The organism is Williamsia sp. 1138 (genome assembly GCF_002095435.2).
Lineage (GTDB): Bacteria > Actinomycetota > Actinomycetes > Mycobacteriales > Mycobacteriaceae > Williamsia.
The window spans coordinates 62390-88028 of sequence record NZ_MJEJ02000036.1 but is presented as its reverse complement, the minus strand read 5'-3'; the positions used below and the strand labels follow the sequence as shown (position 1 = coordinate 88028).

Annotated in this window: 22 protein-coding genes, 1 tRNA gene and 2 pseudogenes; 12 read left to right on the top strand and 13 right to left on the bottom strand. The window is 63.2% G+C overall.

Features of this window, described 5'->3' with window-relative positions:
* Window positions 1-97 precede the first annotated feature (97 nt).
* Window positions 98-583 carry a hypothetical protein gene (locus BH683_RS08800; RefSeq protein WP_143696017.1) on the top strand — a complete coding sequence of 162 codons (486 nt, stop codon included), beginning with the start codon at window positions 98-100 and terminating at the stop codon, window positions 581-583.
* Window positions 576-1175, top strand: coding sequence for a hypothetical protein (locus tag BH683_RS08795; RefSeq protein ID WP_084835876.1), 600 nt, complete (start codon window positions 576-578; stop codon window positions 1173-1175). Before BH683_RS08800 ends, BH683_RS08795 begins: the two co-directional genes overlap by 8 nt.
* Window positions 1176-1229: 54 nt before the next feature.
* Here the strand turns inward: BH683_RS08795 and BH683_RS08790 are convergent, their stop codons facing one another.
* The 7 genes and pseudogenes from BH683_RS08790 to BH683_RS28635 form a co-directional block, all read right to left on the bottom strand.
* Window positions 1230-1613, bottom strand: coding sequence for an SHOCT domain-containing protein (locus tag BH683_RS08790; RefSeq protein WP_084835875.1), 384 nt, complete (start codon window positions 1611-1613; stop codon window positions 1230-1232).
* A gap of 845 nt (window positions 1614-2458) precedes the next feature.
* Window positions 2459-3297 (bottom strand): annotated as a pseudogene (locus tag BH683_RS08785) (mycofactocin-coupled SDR family oxidoreductase).
* A 92-nt stretch (window positions 3298-3389) separates the two neighbouring features.
* A pseudogene (locus tag BH683_RS08780) lies at window positions 3390-4106 on the bottom strand (cytochrome P450); the annotation flags it as partial.
* Window positions 4107-4276: 170 nt separating this feature from the next.
* Window positions 4277-4879, bottom strand: a complete 603-nt coding sequence (locus tag BH683_RS28365; protein ID WP_143696016.1) for a hypothetical protein — start codon at window positions 4877-4879, stop codon at window positions 4277-4279.
* Between the two features lie 272 nt (window positions 4880-5151).
* The gene (locus BH683_RS08770) at window positions 5152-6432 is read right to left on the bottom strand and encodes an EAL domain-containing protein (protein ID WP_084835872.1); all 1281 of its coding nucleotides are present in this window, start codon (window positions 6430-6432) and stop codon (window positions 5152-5154) included.
* Window positions 6433-6501: 69 nt separating this feature from the next.
* Complete coding sequence (locus BH683_RS08765) at window positions 6502-7140, bottom strand: hypothetical protein (RefSeq protein WP_143696015.1); 639 nt, start codon at window positions 7138-7140, stop codon at window positions 6502-6504.
* Window positions 7137-7622 (bottom strand): hypothetical protein, encoded by a 486-nt coding sequence (locus tag BH683_RS28635; protein WP_210405183.1) that lies wholly within the window; start codon window positions 7620-7622, stop codon window positions 7137-7139. Before BH683_RS28635 ends, BH683_RS08765 begins: the two co-directional genes overlap by 4 nt.
* Before the next feature lie 350 nt (window positions 7623-7972).
* Here BH683_RS28635 and BH683_RS08755 point away from each other — a divergent pair, with 350 nt between their 5' ends.
* Window positions 7973-8455: a hypothetical protein gene (locus BH683_RS08755; RefSeq protein WP_084835870.1), complete on the top strand. Its 483-nt coding sequence runs from the start codon at window positions 7973-7975 to the stop codon at window positions 8453-8455.
* 34 nt (window positions 8456-8489) lie between these two features.
* Here BH683_RS08755 and BH683_RS08750 read toward each other — a convergent pair whose 3' ends face one another.
* Both BH683_RS08750 and BH683_RS08745 read right to left on the bottom strand, forming a co-directional pair.
* Window positions 8490-9893, bottom strand: a complete 1404-nt coding sequence (locus BH683_RS08750) for an HNH endonuclease signature motif containing protein (RefSeq protein ID WP_246833260.1) — start codon at window positions 9891-9893, stop codon at window positions 8490-8492.
* A gap of 164 nt (window positions 9894-10057) precedes the next feature.
* Window positions 10058-10131, bottom strand: a tRNA-Leu gene (locus BH683_RS08745).
* 144 nt (window positions 10132-10275) lie between these two features.
* Here BH683_RS08745 and BH683_RS08740 point away from each other — a divergent pair.
* Window positions 10276-10905 (top strand): response regulator, encoded by a 630-nt coding sequence (locus tag BH683_RS08740; protein ID WP_084835919.1) that lies wholly within the window; start codon window positions 10276-10278, stop codon window positions 10903-10905.
* Window positions 10906-11147: 242 nt separating this feature from the next.
* Window positions 11148-12467 carry an ABC transporter substrate-binding protein gene (locus BH683_RS08735; protein ID WP_084835869.1) on the top strand — a complete coding sequence of 440 codons (1320 nt, stop codon included), beginning with the start codon at window positions 11148-11150 and terminating at the stop codon, window positions 12465-12467.
* Between the two features lie 169 nt (window positions 12468-12636).
* Here BH683_RS08735 and BH683_RS08730 read toward each other — a convergent pair whose 3' ends face one another.
* Genes BH683_RS08730 through BH683_RS08715 form a run of 4 tightly spaced genes read right to left on the bottom strand, consistent with a single transcriptional unit; the run spans window position 12637 to window position 16893 of the window.
* Entirely contained in the window at window positions 12637-13458 is an 822-nt protein-coding gene (locus BH683_RS08730; protein ID WP_084835918.1) for an ABC transporter ATP-binding protein, read from the bottom strand.
* Window positions 13459-13469: 11 nt separating this feature from the next.
* Window positions 13470-14585, bottom strand: a complete 1116-nt coding sequence (locus BH683_RS08725) for an ABC transporter ATP-binding protein (protein ID WP_084835868.1) — start codon at window positions 14583-14585, stop codon at window positions 13470-13472.
* Window positions 14578-15567 (bottom strand): branched-chain amino acid ABC transporter permease, encoded by a 990-nt coding sequence (locus BH683_RS08720; RefSeq protein ID WP_084835867.1) that lies wholly within the window; start codon window positions 15565-15567, stop codon window positions 14578-14580. Before BH683_RS08720 ends, BH683_RS08725 begins: the two co-directional genes overlap by 8 nt.
* Before the next feature lie 3 nt (window positions 15568-15570).
* Window positions 15571-16893, bottom strand: coding sequence for a branched-chain amino acid ABC transporter permease (locus BH683_RS08715; RefSeq protein ID WP_084835866.1), 1323 nt, complete (start codon window positions 16891-16893; stop codon window positions 15571-15573).
* Window positions 16894-17117: 224 nt separating this feature from the next.
* Between BH683_RS08715 and polA the strand changes: the two genes are divergently transcribed.
* From polA to BH683_RS08680, 7 genes are all read left to right on the top strand, one after another.
* Window positions 17118-19862, top strand: coding sequence for a DNA polymerase I (gene polA / locus BH683_RS08710; protein ID WP_084835865.1), 2745 nt, complete (start codon window positions 17118-17120; stop codon window positions 19860-19862).
* Between the two features lie 115 nt (window positions 19863-19977).
* Window positions 19978-20403 (top strand): YciI family protein, encoded by a 426-nt coding sequence (locus BH683_RS08705; RefSeq protein ID WP_084835864.1) that lies wholly within the window; start codon window positions 19978-19980, stop codon window positions 20401-20403.
* 7 nt (window positions 20404-20410) lie between these two features.
* Entirely contained in the window at window positions 20411-21682 is a 1272-nt protein-coding gene (locus BH683_RS08700) for an RNA polymerase sigma factor (RefSeq protein WP_084835863.1), read from the top strand.
* Between the two features lie 57 nt (window positions 21683-21739).
* Window positions 21740-22033: a hypothetical protein gene (locus tag BH683_RS08695; protein ID WP_084835862.1), complete on the top strand. Its 294-nt coding sequence runs from the start codon at window positions 21740-21742 to the stop codon at window positions 22031-22033.
* The gene (locus BH683_RS08690; RefSeq protein WP_084835861.1) at window positions 22030-22854 is read left to right on the top strand and encodes a hypothetical protein; all 825 of its coding nucleotides are present in this window, start codon (window positions 22030-22032) and stop codon (window positions 22852-22854) included. The genes BH683_RS08695 and BH683_RS08690 overlap by 4 nt, the downstream gene beginning before the upstream one ends.
* A 65-nt stretch (window positions 22855-22919) precedes the next feature.
* Window positions 22920-24848 (top strand): fumarate reductase/succinate dehydrogenase flavoprotein subunit, encoded by a 1929-nt coding sequence (locus BH683_RS08685; RefSeq protein WP_084835860.1) that lies wholly within the window; start codon window positions 22920-22922, stop codon window positions 24846-24848.
* Between the two features lies 1 nt (window position 24849).
* Window positions 24850-25596 (top strand): succinate dehydrogenase/fumarate reductase iron-sulfur subunit, encoded by a 747-nt coding sequence (locus BH683_RS08680; RefSeq protein ID WP_084835859.1) that lies wholly within the window; start codon window positions 24850-24852, stop codon window positions 25594-25596.
* Window positions 25597-25639: the final 43 nt, after the last annotated feature.

The following is a 25639-nucleotide window of genomic DNA, read 5'->3' as shown; positions in this document are numbered from 1 at the left end:
TTGGCTCCGGTGGCTCCGGTGGCTCCGGTGGCTCCGGTGGCTCCTGGTAATCGTGGCCGGGGGATTAGACGGCGCTTCGCTGGGATTTGCTCAATCAATGGTATTGCGCAGCAGTCCCTTGCGGGTTCCGGTCCGCGGTTGGACTCTGGCGACAGGAGTCGCTGCCTCATCGGCGTGGTCCATCGGCATGCTGCCGTCGACGCTGAACGACAGCGGTCACGCAGTCGACTTCGGCCGCCCGCTCTGGGCCGGCACCATCGTCGGGGCCCTGATCCTCTTGTTATCCATTCCGGTTGCGCAATGGATCGTCTTGCGCCGGGTACTGCGGCGTGCGTGGCGGTGGATACCTGTCAACGTCGCGGCGTGGATGGTAGGACTGACGTTTACACTGCTGCCGGGACCGTTTGTCGACGAGCAGACAACGGCGGGGGTCATGGTGGTTGCGTTCGTGGTTGGCGGAATATGCATGGCGGCAACCGTTGCCACGTGTACTGGTCTGTGGTTACGCCGTGAACTCGGACAGGAGCTCAGAATCGAGTCGAAGAAGCGGGTAAGCCTGCGTGAATCAGGTTTGAATGCCTGAGGTCTCGTTCGAGTCCATGGGTTACGCAGAACTGACCCGGCTTTTGGCCGCGCATTCTGGCCTACCCGGACCCCGGGCGAACGGCAAACGGATCAACAGGTCCCCCACAAAAGCGCGCGCGTTGCTGATATCTCAGCTCACCGCCGAGACGCACCACGATTCGTGGCGAGTGCGCGAAGCGGCCGCCATGGCGGGCCAACGTATCGGTGATGCCGATCCACCACAGCTGCGTGAACTGGTCAGGAGTTGGCTCTCGGATCCACGCGACCCGTTACAGCTCAGGGCAGCGATCGCAACCATCTGTGAAACGCGGCTTCTGGTCGACAAGACCACGGCGGCACTGGCTCTCGATGCCTGCGACGTGGCGGGAGCCGCACTGGTGGCAAATGATCAGGACACGAGACGATCTCACTCGTGGCGGGTCTTGCGGCAAGCACTGGGTTACTGCTGGAGTGTTGCAATTGCGGCCGAGCCGGAGAACGGATTGCAGCGGTTTGCCGAGCTGGAAGCGAACCCTGACAAAGATCTGGCGTGGATTGTGCGCCAAAACCGGACCAAGAGACGGTTCAGAGCGCTTCGGGGCTCGCAGTGATCAGGAGGCGAGCGGTCCAGGGGCTGTGTTGAGCGGCCTCGCTTTTCAGGTGGACTAGCTGTTCATTGCTGCGCTCTTCAGCTGTTCGAACTCCGCTCTGTCGATAACGCCCTCGTCGAGAAGTCCCTTGGCGGTGGAGATCTGGTCGGAGGCGGACGTGCCCGCCGCTCGCCTGATGTACGAATCGGTCTGCTGCTTCGCTGCCTCATGAGCAGCCACCGACCGTTGGGCCATGCCGCTACCTCGGGCGATGAGGTAGACGAACAGCGCAATGTAAGGAATGAATACCAGGAACAGGATCCACGCTGCCTTGACCCAACCCGACGAGGACTCGTCGCGGAACAGGTCGACGATGACGTGGAAGAGGATCATCAGGTATGCGACGAACGCAAAGATGACTATCGTATACCACAAGAAATCCCAAAATGAATCCCACATCGCGGGCCACCGGTTCCTGGTTATCGGGTAGATGTATGGATAGTGCGTCAGCATTGTGAGCGCACTCGTTGAACAGCAACATAAGTGCAGCACGAGTAGGATGTTCGCCCTAGGGCACAAAGTCACACCGCGGGAGGCAGTAGCGGTCGAGGGGTAGTTGTGCTGTTGCCGGTCGACGGAATCGCCTGCATTACTGCCGAGGGTTTTGCCGAATGGCGCTGGGCCTAAAGCGGCGTCAGGAGTCGTCAGTGTGCTGCACCGCGGCCGGCGGGGAACGCTCACGACTAATGCGGCGATCAGTTCAGTGACGATCACTTCCGACGATCGGCAGTCTCTAACACCTTGTCGTTCGTGCGCGAATTCGCGGGCGGGTGAGCACCGCCCTCCTGTTCGCCGGGGGAACCATACCTTCATGATTTCCAGAAGACCCCAAGAGCATTCCGCGACGGACGATGGTTCCAACGCGGAGGCCTCTGCGCATCGACAAATGAACAGGCTGAGCGGCCGGTCGGTGACGGAGCAGCACTTGCCCACCCCGATAGTCGTTAGCCACGTCGGATTGAATCCTCGCGGGGGCCAATCCGACGCGGCGATTCACCGATCCATACCCATTAGCGCAGGTCGACCGCGGCGAAACGTAGGATTGGACAGTCGTCCTGTAGCTGATTCAATGAGCGCACGACGCCTGCTCTAGCACTTCGGGAATTAGATGCAGCTGGGTCGGCAGCCAGTCCTGTATGGGAGGGCCCAACATGTGGTGGGTTGCGCACGACAACAGTGTCGCGCGTGGGACGCGAAAGGGACACCGCCCTCGGGCCTTTACGGGCCGTCAAGCCAATTCGACTCTATTTGAGCATGCTTCCCGCGTCGACAGTCAGAGGAAGCCCTGTTATGTAGCGGGATTCGTCTGAGGCAAGGAAGAGCACTGCGTTGCTGATGTCCTCGGTCTCCACCCAGCCGACCGGAAGCACGTGCATGTGCTGTGCGGCGACTGCCATGTCGTCGGCAGTCGGATTCTCCAGGTCAGGGCGGAACATCTTCATCGTTGCCTCGTGCATGAACATCGGCGAGTTGACGTTGGTGGGTGTATCGAATTGGCCCGGATGGAGAACTGGCCGAGTTCGATCGCGAACGATCTCGCCAGACCGACAACGCCATGTTTGGCGGCGACGTAGGGTCCGATGTTCGGATGAGCCTTCAATCCTCCTACCGAGCTCGTCAGGATGATCGATCCGCCGTTCCCACCTTCGAGTAGATGGGGGACGCCTGCCTTCACCGATTTCCACACACCTGACAGGTTGATGTCGAGCATCTCTTGCCAGTCGTTCTCGTCGGCGAGATCCAGACGTACGCCACCCGTTCCGATTCCGGCGTTGGCAACGATGATGTCGAGGCGTCCCAATTGTTCGACGCCCTCGTCCACTGCGGATTTGAGCGCAGCGAAGTCGCGTACGTCAACCTCTGCCGTCACGATACGACGGTCGAACTTCTCGACCAATCGAGCTGTCTCGGCCAGATCCTCAGGGGTCGCTGCGGCGATGCTCGAATCGGGCGCGATGGGCCCGCAGATGTCGATGGCGATGATGTCCGCGCCTTCTTCTGCGAGCCGTACTGCGTGGCTGCGTCCCTGCCCCCGGGCAGCGCCCGTTATGAACGCGACTTTGCCTTCAACTCTTCCTGGCATGTGATACCTTTCTTTGTTGTCATCGCGTTTCACGCGATGTGAGAACGAGACTGGATGGACTCTAGGCGCGGGGCTCCGAATCCTCTCTGTCCCTAAGGTGCGGGGGTGAACTCGATATTGAGTTCAGAGAGTCCGCGCAAGAGGAACGAAGGGTCGTACTGGTATGACCGGTTGTGTATCGAACCGTGTGACACCTCGCTGATCTGGAAGTCCTGAATGCGATCGAGGAGGCGATTCATTGTGACGCGACCCTCGACTCGCGCCAGGGGTGCTCCTGCGCAGGTGTGCAGGCCACGACTGAACGCGACGTGGTCATGTAGGTTCTTGCGACCAAGTCGGAACTTGTTGGGATTGTCAAACTTTCGCGGATCTCGGTTTGCGCCGGCCAGGCACAGCATGATGATCGTGCCGGCCTTGATCTCCACGTCGCCGATCGTGGTGGTGGTGCGCGCCAGTCGGAAGTCAACCTTCGTAGGGCTGTCGAATCGCAGAGACTCTTCGAGGAAAGGCTTGATCAGGCTCCGGTCTTCGCGCAGCATCTTCTCGTACTCCGGGCGATCGCCCAGCACGCGTAGTGCTGAGCTGAGGAGCTTGGTGACGGTCTCTTGTCCAGCCGCAAACAGGAATGTCGCAGGACGCACCACCTCGATCAGATCAGGTGTCGAACCGTCCGGATAAGTGGCGGTGGCCAGGCCACTGAGGATGTCGTTCTGGGGATCGCGACGTCGCTCGGCCAGGTACCCCATGAACTTGTCATCGAGGTACTGGAGAGGGTTGACCGCGACCGGGGTGTGGTCGAGTGCGCCCACAGCGTGCTGAACTTCAGCTCTCGCGGCAAGGATGCGGCGGAACTCCGGACGTTCCTCCAGCGCAGAACCGTCTCGAGAGACTCAGGCTGCGCTCGAGGCATGGATCGCCTCAGGTCAGGCCTGAAGCGGCTACCGGTGTGGCGTCAAAGTCGGTGGCAGGCTTGGTGTCGCTAGGAGTCGACTGTATGGTTGCCCGCCAGCCGCTGTCGTCTGTCAGTGAGGCGATGTCGAACGCAGACCGGCGGTCGTGAGACATCAGATCGGTGCGCGCAGTCCGGGCTGCAAGCAATGATTCCAGCCCAGGCGTCGCCGAGCGCACGAGCTGCGGTCGCGGCGGTGGCAGAATTCAGTGGCGGTCCGTAGGCAGACACTGTCAGAAGCAGGTGTTGTTGCCTGGTGAGCGCGGTGGTCCAATCCGCAGGATGCTCGTCCGCGAACTGCGTGTGCACCAGTGGTGTTTCGGCGTCGTCGGGGTGCTCGAGGTAGGTGATCGATAGCGCATGTGGGTCGGTCATATCGATTGCCAGTCGGCTTACCACTGGTAGCGGCGAAGCCTGGGTGTGCCGCCGGTCGAGGCGGGTGAGGCCCAGTGCAGCGAGGCTGAAAGGCCGCAGCACGGCAGGGTCGAGATTGACGCCCGCGGAGGGCCGCAGGCCGAGCTGCCCGACCCACAGGTCCTGTGCGCCGGTACGAATGGCCGGCCTTGCTGAAACGGCTCCCTCTGGCGCCGATTGGTAGGGGGCCAGAGAAGGCGGGTTGCTGTGGTGTTTCATCGTTTGTCATCTCCCGCAACTTCTTTCGTTGTGCGCCGGTCTTTGATCGGTGTTACTCGTAACTATCCATCTGTGCCGGGGTTCGGCGCGTCCACCACGAGGACGATCAGGTGGGGGACACCGGGTGTCCACCTATAGGGGGACACCTGGAATTGCTTCATGATGGGGGGCCGCGCACTCATTGTTACGGCCGGCCGATCTTCACCGGCGACCCGCTAGCGCCGGGGGTTTGGCGCTGACTTTCCTCGCGTATGGGCGCGGCCGGGGCCCGATCAGTGAGGCGGTGGGAGGGGTGCGTCAGTGCGGTGGATGCGTCGCATGAGTGTGCGTGCGGCCGCTGTGACCAGTGGTCGGTCATGGGTGAAGGTGTAGGCGTAGTGCCGGTCGGGTTCGGTAGCGGGGCCGCCCAACTCGCGGGCTATGAGAGCGCCGAAATAGTGTGGGGCGGTGACGGTGATCGTCCATTCCTGCGCGAGGGGTTCGCTGGGCGTGATGGCGGTGCCGTGGACGCCGGGCGCGGGATGCGGCGGCATGTCGACGCCGAGGGCGACGACAAACGCGTGGGGGTGAACGCTCGCCAGAGCCGAGAAACGCTCGGCCACTGCGCCGGTGAAGTTGCGGGCGTGCTGGAAGGTGGCGAGCACGGTGACCGGTCCGTGGGCACCTGCGGCAGAGTCTTCGAGGTGCCGGGACAGTGCGGCGAGTAGGTCTTTGCGCCCCACTCTGGCGGGTAGGTGCTCGAGGATCGCCGACGGTGAGTCATTCCCACCGGCTGTGGTTCGCGCAGCGAACGGGGGAAGGGGCCGGTGCACGTCCGGTAGGTCGGTGGGCAGCTGACCGGCTCGGCCCAGGTACCAGCCTTGCCCGTATCCGGCTCCTAACGAGCGAGCTTGAAGCAGGTCGGCGGCGGTTTCGATACCTTCGGCGACGATGAGGGTGGCGGGGTTGGTTTCGGTGTAGGCGGCGATCGCCGCGATGGTCGCTGCGTCCGACGACGTGGGCCTGCGGGCGCGTACCAGCGGGCCGTCGATCTTGATGATGTCGGGTGCCACGAAGTCGAGCATGGTGAGACTGTCGGCGGTGGAGCCGACATCATCGAGCGCCACGCCGATACCCTCTGCGCGTGCGCTTTCGGCGATGTCGATGACTCGGCCAGGGTCTACGAGCAGCGCCCGTTCGGTGATCTCGACAACCAGACGCCCGGCCCAGTGGTGGCGGGCGGACGCGATCTGCTGCGTCAGCGCTACCGCCGGGGTGGTGTCGGCTTCGACGTTGACGAAGAGCGCGTAGGACCCAGGCAGAGCGGCGTGGTGTGCGCCCTGCAGCGCTGCCTGTTGGGCGGCGCGGTCCAGTTCGTCGAGAGCTCCCGCTGCTCTGGCAGCGGAGAAGACGGCTCCGGGTTGCAGGTGTGGTGCATCAGGCCAGCGCGCCAACGCTTCGTATCCGATGGTCCGCAGATCGCTCAGGTCGACGATGGGCTGATACACGCTGGCGATCGGCGGCATGGCACCGCCGGCTACAAGAACATCAACGTCGTCGCTTGAGGCTGACATGTGTACCCGCCGTTTCGTGGACCTTGAAGGCCACGTTATCAACGTCGGAGTAATGGCTGCCTCTGGACATCACCTGGGCTGCGGAGCAATAGCGCACCAGTCGACGACACGGCGCAGAGCGCCGGGCAGGCCGGTACCGTCCGCGACCGGTATGTAGGCTGCGGACTCCACGTGCGTTCCGTTGATCACGGCCTCATATGCGATGTCACGAGCAAGGTTCGCAAACCGCGAGGGATCCGTTCGGTTCTGAGCGGTCTCGCGCTCTTCGCCGACGACGAGAATGCGGCACGAGTCCGGTGTCGAGGTTGCGTCTGCTGCGGCTGCGAGCAAGCGCTCCATCTCTATACGTCGGGCCCACCGATGCCTCCACCGACCACCCATTGATCTTTTACCCGAGCCGGACGCGTTGGCTACGGTGAAGACGTATGACTGGAGACCGTCGCGGTGCGAGACAGGGGAACACTCGGCATGACCCGACCGACGGTGCCCGCTGTGTCGAGTCAGTAGTTCGGGTGAGCCGGGGTCGATGACCTCGACGACTGCACCCGAATCGGCCAGCGCGTCACACACGCGATCCCTGAGGTCATTCTCGCGGCCGACGACCACCACCACCGTCACGGTGCATACCCGATCGGTTGGCAATGTAAAGGTGCGTTGGTCGCCAACCTTGGTCTGCGGTTGATGCAGGGATAGCGGGATGGTGGTCATTGCAGGATCTCCTGTGTAGCTGAAACTTTGAGGTATGCGTGAGCGTCGGCAGCGAGGCCGGCAGTGGTGTGCAACTTCGGGTGCCTGTCCGTCATCTGTCGTCGGTACGCAGCATCGGGGTCCGTCGTCAGCGTGAGGATCCACGGAACGGTCTCAGGCGACGCCTCCACCGTGTCGGTATCGAGCGTGGCCAGGATGTCGCGGGAGAGCGCCTCGAGGGCGGCCGCGGTCAGTCGGGCCGGATTGTCTGCGAAGGCCAAGCACACCTCCTGGCACTGCGGCTCGCCAAGACGGGTGACGTCGTTCTGCATGTGCCACTGCCGCGGCAACAGTCGGGACTCCGAATCGATCGTCGCGCTCGAGCGGCGCGTTCGTTGCGAGAACGCCGCGTCGGCAAGTTTCTCCGCATGGCACCGAAACGCGAGAATCCGCGCCGGCGTTGCGCAGATCCGAAAACAGCACTCCATGACAACCGCTTTCACGGCCACACTCCTTTGTTTACCAGTTACCCGGACTCTAGCCCGAATAAAAATAAAAGCCAGCCCGCTCTATGTGCGGACATTTTTCCGAAATCTACTGTGGCAAAAAAGATGTGAAAATCTCGAAACGGGGCACAGGGCTACCTTGGGGTGGGTTCCTGGGCGGCTGGACTTTATTTTTTTCTGGGCTATGGTCGGTCGGTGAGCGGCTTTTGTAGCCGCGATACACCTAGGGCATTGAGGAATGATGGCGGAAAAGAATTCGAGTTCGAAGAAGAAGCGTCTAGTGCTCAAGCAGAAACGTGACCAAAAGAGGGCAGTGGCGGAACGGACGGTTGTCAGGAGGCGCAAGAATGCTTGACCCCGGTCCGCGCAATCGAACACTCGCCGAGGTACTGGCCGCACTGCACGAGCACTTCTCGACTACTACGCGTCTGGACCGTCGGGCGAATGTGTTCCGAGTCGGCCACGAGGCCGGTATGCGGTTCGCCAGAATCTGCGTGCTCGACAAACTGACATCCGAAGCCGGTCACACCGACGCCTCGGCACCGAGTAGACGCCGCGACCGCCGTCGTGAGAAGGCGAGCCTGCAAGCGATCGAAGCTCGGTTGACCGCTGAGATCATCACGGCCACAAAGCGTGACCCCGAATACGATGCGGGATACAGGTCAGGCGTGGAATTGGCGCTGCGATATGTGGCTCTGGTCGGCGCGGATCTCGACATGGAGGAGGCCTCCGCGGCCAACACCGAAGCGCCGCGCGAGGCAGGGCGGAGGGTAGGGGTGCCGGCCACTCGGACTTTTGCTCTCTGCGACGAGGAGTCGGCGCGCAGATGAAATCGGCAGGGCCAAAGCGTTCCGCGGAGCGCGGTCAGGCGGCGATGTGTTGTTCGTGTTGTGCGGTGCGCCGTTCCCAGATGGCGTAGAGGACTTCGGTGGTGTAGCCGAGGTCGAGGCGTCCGCCGCCGACGGGTTCGACTGCGTCTTGTGCGATGGCGGGGTTGGCTTGCCAGCCGGTGGGAGTTGTTGTGGCCGGCGCGGTCTCTATCACCGTGCCGTCGGTGCGGTGGAAGGTGAACCGCTGGTGTCCGAGTGCGGTGATGGTGAACTCGCCGGTGTGGAGTGCGCGGTGGTGGGTAGAGCACAACAGGATCAGGTTGTCCGGGTCGGTGGTGCCGCCGTTGCGCCAGAAGCGGACGTGGTGGGCGTGTAGGTGTCGGGTGCGACCGCAGCCGGGGTGCCGGCATCCGCGGTCTCGTTCGAAAAGCGCGCGGAGCAATGACCGGGTGGGTAGGCGGCGTTTGCGACCCCAGGTCATCGCCACACCCCATGTGCCGGTCTTGTTGCGCCGGTGTCTGACGGTGCGTGTCGATCCACCGCATGCCGCCTCATCTGTTTCGGTTTCCGAGAGCGCCGGGCCGCCGTCGAGGTGCGGTTCGGTCTCGGCGTCCTCGTCGTCGGTGTGGATCACGATTTCGGCTCCGGGCGCGAACTCGGGCATGTCGATCATGGTCGCGACCGAGTCGGCCATTGCGACGACCGCCTCGGCGATGTTGGAGGGCACGTGCCGCCAGAGATCTGGTTTCGGCGTAGCGGTATCGGTGGGCGCCCTGTCTGGGACTTCCGTAGGAAGATCAGGATCGTCGCTGGTGCGGGTGCGTTCGTATTCACTGCGCACGATGCCGGCGAGAAGTCGGGCGCCGTCGATGGGTCGCAGCCGCATGGTCACCGACAGTGTTCCGTCGTCGTTCCACCGCCACCGGGCGTCGGATTCGGCTGGTTTCGCTGCGCTGTCGTCGTCGCGGTGGTCGACGTGTTTGATGGATCGAACGAGGTGCTCGACCTGTGCCGCCGTTGCTGACAGCGCTACTGACAGCAGTTCTTGTTCGCGGTCGATGGTGGCGACGCGGGTCAGTGCGCGAACTTTCGAGTACGACAGTCGTCCGTCGTGGAATGCGGTGTGCAGGTGTGGCAGTTCGGTGAGTGCATGGGCGATGCGCAGGTGGTCTTGGGCGGTGCGTAAGGACAGTCCGGTGCGCCAGGAGAGCCATTGTGGGCAGGAACGGATTCCTTCGCCGTTCCATACTCCACGGTTGTCGAACTCGACGAGCAGGTCGAAGAACTGCGCGGTCAGGGCCGCGATCTGACTGGCGTATCCGACGACTCGTTCAGTGAGTTGAACGTCCGACAACCCTGCGGGATCGGCTGTGTCGAAGATGTTCGACGACCCGTCCACCACTCTGAACGGTTGTGACTCGCTTGCGTTGACCGACACTTCTGCCCCCTGATGACCCCTGATTCAGTTCTGCGGTGACAGTATCCGGACCCACCGACAAAGAGCTTCTGATGCGTTCCGCGGAACGCGGCGGCGAGCGCTGATGGGGGATCGAGGAGTACTGCAGGGGACATGAAGCGGGTTGCGGCATAGAGGCTGCTCGGTGCCCCCGGTCAGACTCGAACTGACACTGGACGGGTTTTGAATCCGTTGCCTCTGCCAATTGGGCTACGGGGGCGTCTTCCTGCAGAGGTCACTTTAGATGACGCGCCCGGTGAGAATCCAACCGGTACTGTTGCGTCCTATCGTGGTGCGTGTGGCGGGGGTGAAACTCCGGTCGCCCGTGCCAGTGGGCAGGCATTTCAATGTGGAGGTGGGACCGATGGCGACGACGGACGCAAGCGCAGCCGAGACAGAGGGGTCGACACCCACGACGCGACGGGTTCTGGTCGCCGAGGATGACTCGCTCATCCGGATGGATCTCATCGAGATGCTCCGAGAAGAGGGCTACGACGTCGTGGGGGAGGCCCCGAACGGTCAGGTGGCCGTCGACCTCACCGAGGAGCTCCGGCCCGACCTGGTGATCATGGACGTCAAGATGCCGGTGCGTGACGGTATTGATGCGGCCGCAGAGATCGCGAGCAAGCGGTTGTCGGCGGTCGTGATGCTGACCGCGTTCAGTCAGCGTGAGTTCGTGGAGAAGGCGCGTGATGCCGGCGCGATGGCTTACCTGGTGAAACCGTTCACGAAGGCCGACCTGGTTCCGGCGATCGAGGTGGCGGTCAGTCGCTACACCGAGCTCCATCTGCTCGAGGCCGACGTTGCAGATCTGACGGAGCGTCTGGAGATCCGCAAATTGGTCGAACGCGCCAAGGGCATATTGATGCAGACGCATGCATTTACCGAACCTGAGGCCTTCAAGTGGATTCAGCGCGCGGCAATGGATCGAAGGACCACCATGAAGGCGGTTGCTGAAGTGGTCATCGAGACTTTGGGCGCCAAGGCCAAATAGCCTGCCGGACAATGCTTTAACAGAATTCTTGTGGGCTCGGGAGTGGACACGTCTGGCCCTGTTGCGACAGCCGCAACAACCCGTTGGTCTCGATCTGGTCACAGCCTGCGCGGACGTGCTCTGAGTTTCACGAACGTTACTCCTGGGCAACACGATCGCGCTAGCTTTACCCGAGCGAGTGGCGGTCGTATGCGTCGTAAAGTCGCGCCGCGCTCGAGTGATTTACCGCGAGGAGAATATTGATGGCCCACAGATATCTCTTGAGGGGAACAGTCGCAGCGGCTGTTGCCGCCTTGGCCTTGGCCGGGTGTAGCAGCTCAGACGATTCCGAAGATTCGTCGTCGAGCGAGACCACGACAGCCACCGCAGATTGCGGCGACAACGTCGACCAGGCCACCCCCGGCCCGGTCAGCACGAATCCCCTGAAGATCGGCACCTTGCTTCCTGCCACCGGCAGCCTGGCGTTCCTCGGCCCGCCCGAGTTCGCGGGTGTCACGCTGGCGGTCAACGACATCAACGCCGCAGGCGGTGTGCTGGACAAGCCCGTTGAAGAAGTCAACGGCGACTCCGGCGACACCACCACGGACACCGCGAGCGCCACCGTCGACCGCGAGCTCGCGGCCGGCACCCAGGTCATCATCGGTGCAGCGTCCTCCTCGGTGTCCCTGAAGGTCATCGACAAGATCGCCAGCGCCGGAGCAGTCATGTTCTCGCCGGCCAACACCTCGGACGAGTTCACCTGCTACAAGGACAAGGGCATGTACTTCCGTACAGCCCCTGCCGACACGCTGCAGGCCCAGGCCCTGGCCCAGGTGATCGCTGAGGGTGGCGTCCAGCGCGTCTCCATCCTGGCAATGAACGACCCCTACGGAACCGGTCTCGCCGAGAACACCATCGCCGACCTCGAGGCCGCCGGCATCCCGTCGGATCAGATTCAGAAGATCATCTACGACCCCAACGCGCAGTCGTTCAACGCTGAAGTCGACCAGGTGAAGAACTTCAATCCGGACGGCATCGCTGTCATCGGGTTCGAGGAGAGCGCCAAGATCATCACCCGCATGAACGAGGTCCAGATCGGACCGAAGGACAAGCTGGTCTTCGGCGTCGACGGCAACATGGGCAACGCTCTGGGTGAGTCTGTCGGACCCGGCATTCTCGAGGGCATGAAGGGCACCACACCGCTGACCGCGCTGGGACCGGACTTCGCAGCCCGGCTCAAGGCAGTCGACCCGGCCCTGATCGACTTCAACTACGCACAGGAGAGTTATGACGCCACCGTCATCTCTGCTCTCGCTGCGGAGATCGCCAAGTCGACCAACGGTATGTCGATCGCTTCGGAGATCAACGGCGTGACCAAGGACGGCACCAAGTGCACCACGTACGCCGAGTGCTTGGCACTGGTCAAGGCGGGCACCGACATCGACTATGACGGTGTCACCGGTGAACTCGCATTCGTGACCGCAGGCGAGCCGTCCATCGGCTCGTACGGCGTTCTCGAGTTCGACGCCAACAACAAGACGATCGATCCGGTCGCCGACTACAAGGTGGTTTCAGACAACTGATGTCCTGACATCGGATAACTGAACGCACACGAGAGGGTCCGGACCGCAAGGTCCGGGCCCTCTTGCGTTGGCGAGTCACAGTTCCTCCGACTTCAGGCGGCGTGATAACACCAAAACACCCGCATCCGTCAGGCGGATGCGGGTGTGTGGGCTCGAGAGGCGCTGTGAATTACTTCTTTTCAGAGCTTCCGGCGAGGGTGCCCAGGTACAGCTCGATGATCTTCGGGTCGTTGGCGAGGTTCAATCCGGTGTCGGTGTAGGCGTTGCGACCCTGATCGAGCACGTACCCGCGGTCGCAGATCTGCAGGCACCGCCGGGCATTCTGCTCCACCAGGATCACCGAGACGCCGGTGGCGTTGATCTTCTTGATGCGGATGAAGACCTCGTCCTGGAACATCGGCGACAGCCCGGCCGAAGGCTCGTCGAGCAGCAGCACCGACGGCTCCATCATCAACGCGCGGCCCATGGCGACCATCTGACGTTCGCCACCGGACAACGCGCCTGCCTTGACCTTGCGGCGCTCGGACAGCAACGGGAAGAGTTCGGATACGAAGTCGAAGCGCTCGTTGAACTTCTTCGGGCGCAGGTAGATCCCCATCTCGAGATTTTCTTCGATGGTCAGTGCCGGAAAGACGTTCAGCGTCTGGGGCACGTAGCCGACGCCTTTGGTCACCAGTACGTGAGCCTTGGCGGAGGTGATGTTCTCCCCGCGCAAACTGACCGCTCCCACGCGCACGGGAATCAACCCGAACAGCGTCTTGAGCAACGTCGATTTACCGGCACCGTTGGGACCGATGATGCCGACGATCTCGCCGTCGTCGAGGTAGAAGTTGCACTCCTCGAGAATGTTGATCCCAGGCAGATAGCCGGCGGTGATGTCGTCGGCACGCAGCAGCGCGTTGACGGCCTGCTCGCGGTGCACCTCGGGAGTCGCGGCCAGTTCGGCGTGCGTCAGTTCTTTATCCGGTTGTGCTGTGGTCGATTTGGACATGTCGGGACCGCTCATGCCTTGTCCTTTCTGTCCGTGTTGCCCTGAGGTGTGTCCCGTGTGGGGACGATCGGTTCGGACAGGTCGCCGCCTGCCTTCAGGGTCTGTTCCATGGCGGCTTCGACCTCTTCGGCCAGCGCCGCCGTTTCGCCGACGGGGTTGCCGTCGGCGTCGAATTCGAGCGCCTGATCGTGATGGCCACCGAGATAGGCGTCCACGACTGCTTCATTGTCGCCGAGGCGCTCGGGGAGTGACTCTGCGATCACCTTGCCCTGTGCCATCACCACCACCCAGTCGCTGATGTCGCGGATGACGTCCATGTCGTGTTCGACGAACACCACACTCATGCCCTCGTCGCGCAACGACTTGATGTGTTCGAGCAGGCTCTGGGTCAGCGCAGGGTTCACGCCGGCCATGGGCTCGTCGAGCATGACGACCTCGGGATTGGTCATCAACGCACGTGCCATCTCCAGGAGCTTGCGCTGACCACCCGACAGCGAACCGGCGTAGTCGTCGGCCTTGGCGTCGAGCTTGAAACGTTTGAGCAATTCATACGCGCGCTCGGTCGTTTCGGCCTCCTGCTTGCGCCAGACCCAGGGCGCGAGCGCCGCGAACATGTGCTCACCCTTCTGGTGGCGGGCGCCGAGGCGAACATTGTCGAGCACCGAGAGCTTTGACAGTGCCTTGGTCAGCTGGAAGGTCCGAACCATGCCGTTGCGCGCAACCTTGTGTGGCACAACCCGTCCCATCGGGTGACCATTCAGCTCCCAGGTGCCGGTGTCAGGTTTGTCGAAACCGGTGATGAGGTTGAAGAACGTGGTCTTGCCGGCACCGTTGGGTCCGATCAGACCGGTGATGCAGCCGCGCTGGATCTCCAGGTGGTGCACATCAACAGCCTTGAGACCACCGAAGGTACGGGTGATTCCGTCGACGGTGATGATCGGATCGGGCTTGCTGGAACCGGCTTCCGGACTCACGTCGGCGAAGATCGCCGCACGTTCTTCCGCGCCGAGCACCTTCAATTCCGCCAGCGTGGCCGGTGCCGCCTCCGTGCTGAGGGTGGCCGAGTCGACGCTCAGGTCGGGCTCGCCGGAGTTGTCTCCGTCTTTCACGTGGCGTCCGTCAGGCATCGAGCTGCACCTCCCGCTTGTTGCCCAGAATTCCTTGCGGTCTGAAGACCATCATCAGGGCTATCGCCAGTCCCAACAAGACGTAGCGGATGGCGCCGACCTGCTGTTGGCTCAGGTCGAACCACGCGTCGGGACCGGAGGTGACCTGCCGCAGCAGTGCATCGGGGATCGCCAGCAGGAACCAGAAGAGCATGGCTCCGACCACGGGACCGAAGACTGTTGCCGCGCCACCGAGAATGAGCGCTCCGTAGGCGAAGAACGTCTGGGCCGTCGAATAGAAGTCGGGGTTGATCGACTGCGTCTGCAATGCGTTGTAGACGCCTGCGATACCGCCGATGCAGCCACCGAGGATCAGGGCCTGCATCTTGTAGAAGTAGGCGTTCTTACCGAGCGAGCGGGCGGCGTCCTCGTCCTCACGGACGGCCTTGAGTACGCGACCCCACGGGCTGCGGACCAGGAGCCAGACCAGCAGGCAGAGCAACAGCACGATCGCCCAGCCGACCACCATCGCCCACAGGTCGGTGCCCTGGAACTTCACTCCGAAGAAGTCGTACTGCTTGCCGTTGTCGAACGGGCTGTACTCGAAGAAGCCAGAGGCGTATCCGAAGATGCCGTTGGTGGAGTGGGTCAGATCGTCGGCGGCGGTCGACCGGAACACCAGACGCAGGATTTCCGAGGCGGCGATCGTCACGATCGCGAGATAGTCCGCCCGCAGCCGCAGGGTGGGGAAGCCGAGTACCAGGGCCAAGACCCCGGCCGCGACGATGCCGACGATGGCGCCGATCCATAGAGGTTGGTCGTAGTTGTCGGCCATGATGCCCACGCCGTACGCACCGAGCAGGGCAAAGCCGATCTGACCGAAGTTGAGCAGTCCGGCGTAGCCGAAGTGCAGGTTGAGGCCGATGGCCAGCAGCGCGTAGAAGATCGCTGACGGACCGACCAACTGGGCGATCGAGATCTGAAGTGCGGAAATGATGTCCATGTGTCAGCCGATCCTCGCTTTGGACCCGAGAATGCCCTGCGGTCTGATGGTGAGAATGATGATCAGAACCAGCAGGCCACCGATGTACTTGAGATCGGGATCGATCCAATACGTCGACAGCTGCACCAGCAAACCGACGATCACGCAGCCGAGGAGCGCACCGTAGGCGGTACCGAGTCCGCCGAGCGTGATGCCCGCGAACATGAGCAGCAAGAGTTTGAAGCCCATCTCCCACTGAACGCGCCCGCCGAGCTCGGACATGGCGAACAGCACGCCACCGAGTGTCGCGAGCCCGCCGGCCATGGCCCAGACGAACAAGATGACACGGTCGACGTTGATACCCGACGATGCCGCGAGGTCGCGGTTGTCGGCCACGGCGCGCATGGCCTTGCCGATCCGCGTCTTCTGCAACATGACGGCCACCGCGACCAGCACGACGAGGCTGATGATGATGCACCAGAGGTTGACCGGCGTGATGGCGAAGGCGCCCGAACCGATCTGCTTCTGCACCTGATAGTCGTCGAAGGGTTCGGCGCGATCGGAGAAGAAGATCAGGATCAGGTAGCGCATCACCAGCGCGAGACCGATCGAGACGACGAGCATGGCGATGAGCCCGGACCGACGTCGCCGCAGCGGCCGCCAGATCCCGAGTTCGTTCAAGATGCCGATGCCGATGCCGACCACGATCGCGAGGATCGTCGCGGGTATCAGCTGAATCCCCATCTTCACGTTGAAGAACCAGGCGACCACGGCGCCGAGTGTCACCAGTTCGCCGTGGGCGAAGTTGGTGAGGCCGGTGGTACCGAAGATAAGACTCAGCCCGACGCCACAGATGGCGATGATGAGACCGAACCGCAGACCGTCGATCGTCAGCCGCGTCAGCTCCTCCGCCGCGGACACCTCGTTGGCGCTCCGTTCGGCACCGAACAAGAAGATGACCGGTCGCGGTGATCCCTCGACCACCACCACGGCGACCGTGTCCTTCTGGACCTCCACCCCGTCCGGAATCGTGGTCTTGTCGATGACCACCGAGTAGTTGCCCGGCGGGACGTTCACCTCCCAGGTGCCGGTGTTCGACGAGGTGGCCGATTCGACGATCGCGCCGGCCCCGTCTTTCGCGTCGACCTTGACGCCGGCGACGGGTTCGGAACCATTACGTAGGGTTCCGAAGACGCGCACGGTGTCGTCGGTGGTGGGGGCCGGTGCCGCAGCTGCGATACCTGAGCCCATGAGTCCGGCGAACATGAGTGACGCAAGCAGGGTGAGCAGAGCGCCCGCCCCCAGCCTGGCTCCTATTACCCGTGCTCGTTGAGCAGGACGGGGCATCACGCTTGAATCCTCCCGAAGGTGGTCATCGCCCGGCGGTGTGCCGGACATCAAAAGTCGTCTTGGCGGACTCTATAACCCGCAACCGCACTCGGCAGGCTTTCTAAGTTTCCGCCCAGTTACTGTTGAGTTACCAGACCTGTGACCTCGAAAAACGCTGTGCGATTTCAACGTTTTGGGCCGTACCGGCGGGCCTGTCACCCCCGCTCCATACACTTGGGACCGTGAGTCCTGCGCAGACAAGTCAGCCCGGCCGTTCCACGGCGAAGTCCTCGACGAAAGCGGCCGAGCCGCCGACGCTGATGCTGCTCGATGGGCACTCGCTGGCGTTCAGGGCGTTCTTCGCCCTCCCTGCCGAAAATTTCAAGACGGCGTCGGGGCAGACCACCAACGCGGTGTACGGATTCACCTCGATGCTGATCAACTTGCTGCGCGACGAGAACCCGTCGCACATCGCTGCGGCGTTCGACGTGTCACGCCAGACCTTCCGCGCCGAGGTGTTCCCGGAGTACAAGGCGCAGCGCAGCTCGGCCCCGGATGAGTTCCGTGGCCAGGTCGACCTGACCAAAGATGTGTTGGGCGCGATGGGGATTCCGGTGCTCTTCCGCGAGGGCTACGAGGCCGACGACATCATCGCCACGCTGACCACGCGCGCGGAGGAACAGGGGTTCCGGGTGCTGGTGGTCACGGGCGACCGGGACTCGCTTCAACTCGTGAGCGACAACGTCACGGTGCTCTATCCGAAGAAGGGTGTCTCCGAGCTCACCCGGTTCACTCCGGAGGCCGTCGAGACAAAGTACGGGCTGACCCCGGCCCAGTATCCCGATTTTGCCGCCCTGCGTGGCGACCCCTCCGACAACCTCCCAGGAATTCCTGGGGTCGGGGAGAAGACGGCGACCAAGTGGATCCGCGAATACGGGTCCCTCTCGGGGCTGGTCGACAACGCGGACAAGGTCAAAGGCAAAGTGGGAGAAGCGTTTCGCGCCCATATCGCCAGTGTTCAGATGAACCGCCAACTGACCGAACTCGTGCGCGACATGGACCTGCCGTTACAACCGGATGAGCTCGCATTGGCCCCCTGGGACCGCGACAAGATCCACCAGCTGTTCGACGACCTCGAGTTCCGGGTGCTGCGCGACCGGCTGTTCACCACCCTGACCTCGGCCGCGCCCGAGGCCGAATCCGGATTCGATCTCCGGGGCAGCATGCTCGGCGCCGGCGAGGTGTCCGCCTGGCTGGCCGCGCATGCTGCACCGGGGACCGGTCGCAGCGGACTGACGATTCTGGGGCCGCGACAGGTCTACGGCTCGGACGTCACCGGCATCGCGATCGCGGCGGCCGACGGGGAGTCGGGCTATCTCGATCCCGCAGAGATCGGCCCTGAAGACGAGACGGCCCTCGCGGATTGGCTGGCCGATGCCGACGTCCCGAAGGCGATCCACGAGGCCAAGTGGGCATTTCACGCGTTGCGGGGTCGGGGTTGGAAGCTCGGCGGCGTCACCAGCGACACCACGCTGGCGGCCTATCTCATCCTGCCTGGTCAACGGTCGTTCAATCTCGATGATCTCGCGTTGCGATACCTGCGCCGGGAACTGCGCGCCGACGCCGTCACCGACGACGGACAGATGTCGCTGCTCGACGAGGATTCCGGTGTTCAGGCGGCGGCCGATCAGGCGATGCTGCAGGCGCAGGCCGTGGCCGAACTGGCCGATCGCTTCGATGAGGAACTGGCCAAGATCGATTCGGGCTCGCTCCTGACCGACATGGAACTGCCGCTGCTGTTCGTGCTGGCCGAACTCGAGGCGGCCGGTATCGGCATCGATGTCCCGCATCTGGAAGACCTCGAGTCGGGGTTTGCTGCTCGTGTCCGGGAATCGGCCGAACTCGCCTACGAGGTGATCGGTAAGCAGATCAACCTGGGCTCGCCGAAGCAGCTGCAGGTGGTGCTCTTCGACGAGCTCGAGATGCCGAAGACCAAGAAGACCAAGACCGGCTACACCACCGACGCCGACGCCTTGGCCGGGCTGTTCGAGAAGACCGGACATCCGTTCCTCGAGCACATGCTCGCGCACCGTGACGCCACGCGGCTCAAGGTCACCGTCGCCGGTCTGCTCAAAACGGTCGCCGACGACGCCCGGATCCACACGACGTTCAATCAGACCGTGGCGGCCACCGGGCGGCTCTCGTCGACCGAACCGAACCTGCAGAACATCCCGGTCCGCACCGATGCCGGACGTCAGATCCGGCAGGGATTCGTCGTCGCCGACGGATACGAATCACTGATGACCGCCGACTACAGCCAGATCGAGATGCGCATCATGGCGCACCTGTCAAAGGACGAGGGGCTGATCGAGGCTTTCAACACCGGCGAAGACCTGCACAGCTTCGTCGGGTCGCGGGCGTTCGGCGTACCGATCGAAGAGGTCACCCCCGACATGCGTCGCCGCGTGAAGGCGATGAGCTATGGCCTCGCCTATGGCCTGAGCGCGTTCGGGCTGTCTGCCCAGCTCAAGATCAGTACCGGTGAGGCCAAAGAGCAGATGGAGGCGTACTTCACCCGTTTCGGTGGGGTGCGCGATTACCTGCGGGAGACAGTCGAGGAAGCGCGCCGCAACGAGTACACCTCGACCCTGTTCGGGCGTCGCCGTTACCTCCCCGATCTCAACAGTGACAACCGGCAGCGCCGCGATGTCGCCGAGCGGGCCGCCCTCAACGCGCCCATCCAGGGCACCGCCGCCGACATCATCAAGGTCGCGATGATCGACGTCCAGCGGTCGCTGGCCGAGGAGAAGCTGTCGTCGCGCATGCTGCTGCAGGTGCACGACGAACTCGTCTTCGAGGTGGCCACCGGTGAGCAGGAGCGCCTCGAGGCGCTCGTGCGAGCCAAGATGGGCGGTGCGATCGAACTGTCGGTGCCTCTTGATGTCTCTATCGGCTACGGCAGATCGTGGGATGAAGCCGCCCACTGACGGCACCTGAAGAGTTTTTTCGAAAGAGGTGTCGATCTGGGCGATGCTCGTTCGACGAATGGGTGAGGACCACAAACGCCGGCCTCGACAACACCTAACGAATGAGGAGAAGACCATGCGATACATGCTGATCATGCGGGACTCGCAAGAAGCCATCGACGCCAGCAAAGAGATCCCGTTCGACGAGATCATCGCCGCGATGGGGGCGTACAACGAGTCACTGATGAAGGCAGGCGTGCTGCTGGCCGGCGAGGGACTGGCCGACGCCTCGGAGGGATTCGTCGTCGACTTCGAGTCAGACCCGCCGGTGGTGACCGACGGCCCGTATGCGGAAGCAAAGGAATTGTTCAGCGGATTCTGGATGCTCGAGGTGTCGAGCAAGGAAGAGGCCGCGCAGTGGGCGTCGCGCTGCCCGCTGGGTCCGGGCAGCAAGCTCGAGGTGCGCCGGGTTGCCGGCCCCGAGGATTTCCCCCAGGACAACGAGTGGATTCAGAAAGAAGAGCAGTGGCGCGAGGAGCAGGCCAACCGCACGTCCAACTGAGGCGCCGGTGAGCGGACCGGAAGCGATCAGCCGGACCGTCGACGCGGTCTGGCGGATCGAAGCCGCCAAGATCATCGCCACGCTGACCCGGATGGTCGGCGATGTGGGCCGCGCCGAAGACCTCGCGCAAGAAGCGCTGGTGGAAGCACTGTCATCCTGGGTGGAGTCAGGCGTCCCGCGTAATCCGGGCGCCTGGCTCACCACCGTGGCCAAGCGCCGGGCGATCGATGGGTGGCGCCGTCAGGAACGGATGGAGGAGAAGTACGTCGCCATCGCCCGTGACCTCGAAACGCGGCCGGATGCCGACCCCGGTTGGGATCCCGACCACATCGACGACGACGTGCTGCGCCTGGTGTTCGTCTCGGCGCATCCGGTGCTGGCCCGCGAGGGGCAGATCGCTCTCACGCTGCGGGTCGTCGGAGGCTTGACCACCGATGAGATCGCACAGGCGTTCCTGACCTCGACGGCGACGATCCAGCAGCGGATCGTGCGCGCGAAGAAAACCCTCAAAGCGGCAGACGTGCCCTTCGAGGTACCGCCTCGCGAGGAGTATCCCCAGCGCCTGTCGGCAGTGCTCACCGTTCTCTACCTCATCTTCAATGAGGGCTATTCGGCGTCGTCGGGGGATCGCTGGATCCGATCCGAACTGTGTACCGAGGCGCTCAGGCTCGGCAAGATCCTGACCGGGCTCGTGCCGGACGAGCCGGAGGTGCATGCGCTGGTCGCGTTGATGGAGTTTCAGGCATCACGATTCGGTGCCCGGACCACCAAGGACGGGACCCCGATCCTGCTGTCCGATCAGGATCGGAGCCGCTGGGATCAGGCGCAGATCCGCCGCGGTGTGCAGGCCCTGGCCCGCGCCGACGACTGTGGGCGGGGGAGAGGCCCGTACGGCCTGCAGGCTGCACTCGCCCAGTGTCACGCCACCGCGCCGACCGCGCAGGACACTGATTGGCAGCGCATCGTGATCCTCTACGAGGCGCTGGGCCGGATCGCGCCGTCGCCTGTGGTCGACCTCAATCGCGCTGTAGCGGTATCGATGGCATCCGGGCCGGAACCCGCGTTGGGCATCGTGGATGAGCTGGTCGCTACGGGTGCTTTGTCGCGTTCCCATCTGCTGCCGGCGGTCCGGGGCGAGCTGCTGGCCCGGTTGCATCGCGACACGGAGGCACACGCGGAGTTCTTGGTGGCGGCCGAGATGGCCGGAAACCAAAGGGAGAGCGCGGTTCTGCGCGCCAAGGCGGCCGCGCTGGGCGACACGTTCGGTGAAAACCGTTGACTGAGGTGACCCGAGCAGTAATGTGGTGTGAGTCACATAGCCCTCGGAGGTAACGCCATGGCATCTGCCGGAATGAACGAACTCCATCGCAGCATCGGAGCTCTGCGGCACCACATCGTCGCACTGAAGTTGCAGTATGGGGACGTCGACTCCGTGCGACGCATGACCAACGATCTCGACCGCCTCGAGATCGATCTGCACGACTTCGAGAAGTCGCCGCCCCCGCTGATGCGCCCGCCGGTGAACAAGAATGACGTCGTCTATGTCCCCGACAGCAAGTCCGACGAGTCCGCGTGGCTCGGCGCGCAGGATGAGGGGTTGGGGTTCCACTCGCGTGAGCGGACGAAGTGAGCGCCCCCGCAACTGAGCGGGAGAAAACCGGGGTCTTCTCACCCGGCAGAGCACGAATACTCGTACGCACACTGCGTGAGGACCGCTGGTGGTTGTCGCCGCTGCTGACCGCGGTGGGTCTATCCGCCTTCGTGATCTACGCGACAGTGAGATCCTTTGTCCGAACCGCCTATTGGGTCGAGGACTACCACTACCTGACGCCGTTCTACTCACCCTGTCTGAGCGAGTCCTGCGTCCCCGGGTCCAGCCACTTCGGTACGCCCTTTCCGGAACTGCCGATGATCATCCCGCTCGGGTTCGTGGTCCTGCCGTTCCTACTGGGGTTCCGGCTGACCTGCTACTACTACCGCAAGGCCTACTACCGCTCGTTCTGGTTCTCCCCTCCGGCCTGCGCCGTCGCCGAGCCGCACAGCAAGTACTCCGGTGAGACCAAGCTGCCGCTCATCATCCAGAATGCGCACCGCTACTTCTTCTACGCCGCCGTCATCGTGTCCCTGATCAACACCTACGACGCACTGACGGCCTTCCATGCCAAGGGGGGCGGGTTCGGAATCGGGCTCGGGAACGTGATCCTGATCGGCAACGTGATCTTGCTGTGGGTTTACACCATCTCGTGCCACTCCTGCCGTCACGTCACCGGTGGCCGCCTCAAACACTTCTCGGCGCACCCCATTCGCTATCGGATCTGGACGCAGGTGTCCAAGCTGAACGCCCGGCACATGCAGTACGCATGGATCACCCTGGGCACCCTGGTGCTCACAGATTTCTACATCATGATGGTGTCCAGCGGGACCATCTCCGACCTGCGGTTCATCGGTTGACGAACATTCCGGAAGTCCTGCTGCGCTGCTGAATTCATTGCTATCTGCGAGGAGTCGATCAACATATGACCGAAGTCGAACGCCACCGGTACGACGTCGTCGTGATCGGGGCCGGCGGGGCCGGCTTACGCGCGGTGATCGAGGCCAGGGAACGCGGTCACTCGGTGGCGGTGGTGTGCAAGTCGCTGTTCGGTAAGGCGCACACCGTGATGGCCGAGGGTGGTTGCGCGGCATCGATGGGCAATGCGAACTCCAAGGACAACTGGCAGACCCACTTCAAAGACACCATGCGCGGCGGCAAGTTCCTCAACAACTGGCGCATGGCCGAGCTCCACGCCAAGGAGGCCCCGGACCGGGTCTGGGAACTGGAGACCTACGGCGCCCTGTTCGACCGGACCGAGGACGGCAGGATCGCGCAGCGCAACTTCGGTGGCCACACGTACGCCCGACTCGCCCACGTCGGCGACCGAACCGGCCTGGAACTGATTCGCACGATGCAGCAGAGGATCGTCGCGCTGCAGCAAGAAGACTTTGCGGCCACCGGAGACTACGAGGCTCGGATCAAGGTGTTCGCCGAATGCACCATCACCGAACTGCTCAAGGACGGCGACGCGATCTCGGGCGCCTTCGGCTACTGGCGCGAATCCGGCCGCTTTGTGCTGTTCGAGACACCGGCGGTGGTGCTGACCACCGGCGGTATCGGCAAATCGTTCAAGGTGACGTCGAACTCGTGGGAGTACACCGGGGACGGCCATGCGCTGGCGCTGCGCGCCGGTGCGAGTTTGATCAACATGGAGTTCATCCAATTCCATCCGACCGGGATGGTCTGGCCGCCCAGCGTGAAGGGGATCCTCGTCACCGAGGGCGTTCGCGGCGACGGCGGGGTCCTGAAGAACACCGACGGCAAACGCTTCATGTTCGACTACATCCCGCCCGTCTTCAAAGGCCAGTACGCAGAGACCGAAGAAGAAGCGGACAAGTGGCTGGCGGACAACGACAGTGCGCGGCGGACCCCGGATCTCCTTCCCCGCGACGAGGTCGCCCGGGCGATCAACGAAGAGGTCAAGGCCGGCCGCGGCACCGAACATGGCGGCGTCTACCTCGACATCGCCTCGCGAATGCCCGCCGACGAGATCATCCGCCGCCTGCCGTCGATGCACCATCAGTTCAAAGAGCTTGCTGACGTCGACATCACCGCCGAACCGATGGAGGTCGGGCCCACCTGTCACTACGTCATGGGCGGCATCGAGGTCGACCCGGACACCGCGGCCGCGCGAGTTCCGGGACTGTTCGCGGCCGGGGAGTGCTCGGGCGGCATGCATGGCTCAAACCGGTTGGGCGGCAACTCGTTGTCGGATCTGCTGGTGTTCGGCCGCCGCGCCGGACTGGGTGCGGCCGCGTACGTCGAGGGCCTGGAGAAGCGGCCTGACGTCGCAGCCGAGGACATCGAGCGGGCCGCGAGGTTCGCACTCTCACCGTTCGACCCGCCGGCCGAGGGCAAGGCGGAGAACCCGTACACCCTCCATACGGATCTACAACAGTCGATGAACGACCTCGTGGGGATCATCCGCAAAGCCGAGGAGGTCGAGGAGGCGATCGAGGTGCTCGCAGGTATCCGCGGCCGGCTTGCAGGCATGCAGGTCGAGGGGCACCGGCAGTTCAACCCCGGCTGGCACCTCGCGGTGGACCTGCGGAACATGCTCCTGGTCTGTGAGTGCGTGGCGAAGGCTGCGCTGCTGCGGACCGAGAGCCGGGGCGGTCACACCCGAGACGATCACCCGGGAATGGACTCGTCCTGGCGTAACACCCTGCTGGTCTGCACTGCGGACGCAAGCGACGACTCGCCGGTGCCCGAGGTGACCGTGGTCAAAGAGGAACAGACGCCGATGCGTCCGGAGTTGCTGGAACTCTTCGACTTCTCCGAAATCGAAAAGTACTACACAGCAGGGGAAATCGCAGGACACCCTGATGCCGGCGGGACCAAGGAGAACTGAGATGGGCTACGACGCGAAGTTCAGGGTATGGCGCGGCGACATCGAGGGTGGCGATCTGCAGGACTACACCGTGCAGGCCAACGACGGTGAAGTCGTCCTCGACATCATCCACCGACTGCAGGCAACCCAGACGCCCGATCTTGCCGTTCGATGGAACTGCAAGGCAGGCAAATGCGGCTCGTGCTCGGCGGAGGTGAACGGCAGACCCAAGTTGCTGTGCATGACCCGGATGTCCACGTTCACCGAGGACGAGGTCATCACGGTCACCCCGATGCGCACGTTCCCGGTGATCCGGGACCTCGTCACCGACGTCTCCTTCAATTACCAGAAAGCCCGCGAGATCCAATCGTTCACGCCGCCCGAGGGGCTGAAGGCGGGGGAGTACCGCATGAAGCAGGTCGACGTGCAGCGGTCGCAGGAGTTCCGCAAGTGCATCGAGTGTTTCCTGTGCCAGGACACCTGCCACGTCGTGCGTGATCACGAGGAGAACAAAGAAGCCTTTGCCGGCCCGCGGTACCTGATGCGGGTGGCCGAGTTGGACATGCATCCACTCGACGTCGCCGAACGTCGGAAATCTGCCCAGGAGGAACACGGCCTGGGGATGTGCAACATCACCAAATGCTGCACCGACGTGTGTCCCGAGCACATCAAGATCACCGACAACGCCCTCATCCCGATGAAGGAACGTGTTGCGGATCGTAAGTACGACCCGTTGGTGTGGTTGGGTGACAAGCTCTTTCGACGCTGAGGGAGTGATGCGTTAGTTTCGGCTCGAACTGGGTACTCGCGCC